This window comes from Micromonospora sp. NPDC003241 (assembly GCF_053589795.1).
This window is the reverse complement of record NZ_JBSFSO010000094.1, coordinates 1-2834: the sequence shown is the minus strand read 5'-3', so window position 1 is coordinate 2834 and position 2834 is coordinate 1. Positions and strand designations below refer to the sequence as shown.

The window sequence follows — 2834 nt, the reverse complement described above, 5'->3', positions numbered from 1 at the left end:
CCGTCACGTCATGAAAGTCGGTAACACCCGAAGCCGGTGGCCTAACCCTTGTGGAGGGAGCCGTCGAAGGTGGGATCGGCGATTGGGACGAAGTCGTAACAAGGTAGCCGTACCGGAAGGTGCGGCTGGATCACCTCCTTTCTAAGGAGCATCTGCATATGTCGCCTCGAAGAGTCGAGAGTGACTGTGCCAGAGCCGTTTCGGACTCACATGTAGTCCGGCGGTGCTCATGGGTGGAACACTGACTACCTCATCGCACTAGATCAGTTCAAAGCAGCTGGTCGCGGTGATATACCGACACACTATTGGGTCCTGAAAGAACACGCGAGTGTTTCTTTCCAGGCAAGAACGACGAGACTGGTTCTTCAGTCATACCGCCGGCGATTGGGTCGGGCTGGTGCTGAGCCGAGAACGAGTCTTGTGTGTTGTTTGAGAACTGCACAGTGGACGCGAGCATCTTTGTTAGTAAGTGTTTAAGAGCGTACGGTGGATGCCTTGGCACCAGGAGCCGATGAAGGACGTAGGAGGCTGCGATAAGCCTCGGGGAGCTGTCAACCGAGCTGAGATCCGAGGATTTCCGAATGGGGAAACCCAGCACGAGTGATGTCGTGTTACCCGCATCTGAATATATAGGGTGCGTGGAGGGAACGTGGGGAAGTGAAACATCTCAGTACCCACAGGAAGAGAAAACAACAGTGATTCCGTGAGTAGTGGCGAGCGAAAGCGGATGAGGCTAAACCTCAAGCGTGTGATACCCGGCAGGGGTTGCGTTTGGGGTGTTGTGGGGTCATTCTTCTTGATTCTGCCGGATCAAGCGAGAGTAAGAAACCAATGTGTTAGTCGAAGTGGTCTGGAACGGCCTGCCATAGACGGTGATAGTCCGGTAGACGAAAACATGTTGGCTCTCGTGAGTGATACCCGAGTAGCAGCGGGCCCGTGAAATCTGCTGTGAATCTGCCGGGACCACCCGGTAAGCCTGAATACTCCCTGGTGACCGATAGCGGACTAGTACCGTGAGGGAAAGGTGAAAAGTACCCCGGGAGGGGAGTGAAATAGTACCTGAAACCGTGCGCTTACAATCCGTCAGAGCCTTCCTTCGTGGTGGGGTGATGGCGTGCCTTTTGAAGAATGAGCCTGCGAGTCATCGGTGTGTGGCGAGGTTAACCCGTGTGGGGTAGCCGTAGCGAAAGCGAGTCCGAATAGGGCGCCCAGAGTCGCACATTATGGACCCGAAGCGGAGTGATCTACCCATGGCCAGGGTGAAGCGACGGTAAGACGTCGTGGAGGCCCGAACCCACTTAGGTTGAAAACTGAGGGGATGAGCTGTGGGTAGGGGTGAAAGGCCAATCAAACTCCGTGATAGCTGGTTCTCCCCGAAATGCATTTAGGTGCAGCGTCACGTGTTTCACGCCGGAGGTAGAGCTACTGGATGGCCTAGGGGGCCCACAAGCTTACCGAAGTCAGCCAAACTCCGAATGCCGGTGTGTGAGAGCGTGGCAGTGAGACTGCGGGGGATAAGCTTCGTAGTCGAGAGGGAAACAGCCCAGATCGCCGGCTAAGGCCCCTAAGCGTGTACTAAGTGGAAAAGGATGTGGGGTCGCTTAGACAACCAGGAGGTTGGCTTAGAAGCAGCCACCCTTGAAAGAGTGCGTAATAGCTCACTGGTCAAGTGATCCTGCGCCGACAATGTAGCGGGGCTCAAGTACACCGCCGAAGCCGCGGCATTCAGACATTAGATCGCCTTCGGGCCAGTCGTCTGGATGGGTAGGGGAGCGTCCTGTAGCCGTGGAAGCCACAGTGTGAACTAGTGGTGGAGGCTACGGGAGTGAGAATGCAGGCATGAGTAGCGAAAGACGAGTGAGAAACTCGTCCGCCGAATGACCAAGGGTTCCTGGGCCAGGTTAATCCGCCCAGGGTGAGTCGGGACCTAAGGCGAGGCCGACAGGCGTAGTCGATGGACAACGGGTTGATATTCCCGTACCCGTGTATCCGCGCCAAATATCGAATCAGTTGTGCTAAGTATCCAAATGTTTTCTTATCGAGCCTTCGGGTGAGAGGGAGGATTGCTGCATACGACCCTGGCTGTAGTAGGTAAGCGATGGGGTGACGCAGGAAGGTAGCTGGGCCAGGTGATGGAATACCTGGTGTAAGCCTGTAGGGCGAACGGTAGGCAAATCCGCCGTTCATATGGCCTGAGAGGTGATGCGTAGCCGTTGTGGTGAATTCAGTGATCCTATGCTGCCGAGAAAAGCCTCTAGTGAGTTGGTACACGGCCCGTACCCCAAACCGACACAGGTGGTCAGGTAGAGAATACTAAGGCGATCGAGAGAACTGTGGTTAAGGAACTCGGCAAAATGCCCCCGTAACTTCGGGAGAAGGGGGACCACGCCTGGTGATGAGTCTTGCACTCGGAGCTGGGTGGGGTCGCAGAGACCAGAGAGAAGCGACTGTTTACTAAAAACACAGGTCCGTGCGAAGTCGTAAGACGATGTATACGGACTGACGCCTGCCCGGTGCCGGAAGGTTAAGAGGACCGGTTAGCGCTTCGGCGCGAAGCTGAGAATTTAAGCCCCGGTAAACGGCGGTGGTAACTATAACCATCCTAAGGTAGCGAAATTCCTTGTCGGGTAAGTTCCGACCTGCACGAATGGCGTAACGACTTCTCTGCTGTCTCAACCACAGACTCGGCGAAATTGCATTACGAGTAAAGATGCTCGTTACGCGCGGCAGGACGAAAAGACCCCGGGACCTTCACTATAGCTTGGTATTGGTGTTCGGTACGGTTTGTGTAGGATAGGTGGGAGACTGTGAAACTAGCACGCCAGTGTTGGTGG

Annotated in this window: 2 rRNA genes; both read left to right on the top strand. The window is 55.2% G+C overall.

Features of this window, described 5'->3' with window-relative positions:
* A 16S ribosomal RNA gene (locus tag ACWDVW_RS32525) occupies positions 1 to 141 on the top strand; the annotation flags it as partial.
* 322 nt (positions 142 to 463) lie between these two features.
* Positions 464 to 2834: ribosomal RNA gene (locus ACWDVW_RS32520) — 23S ribosomal RNA — on the top strand; the annotation flags it as partial.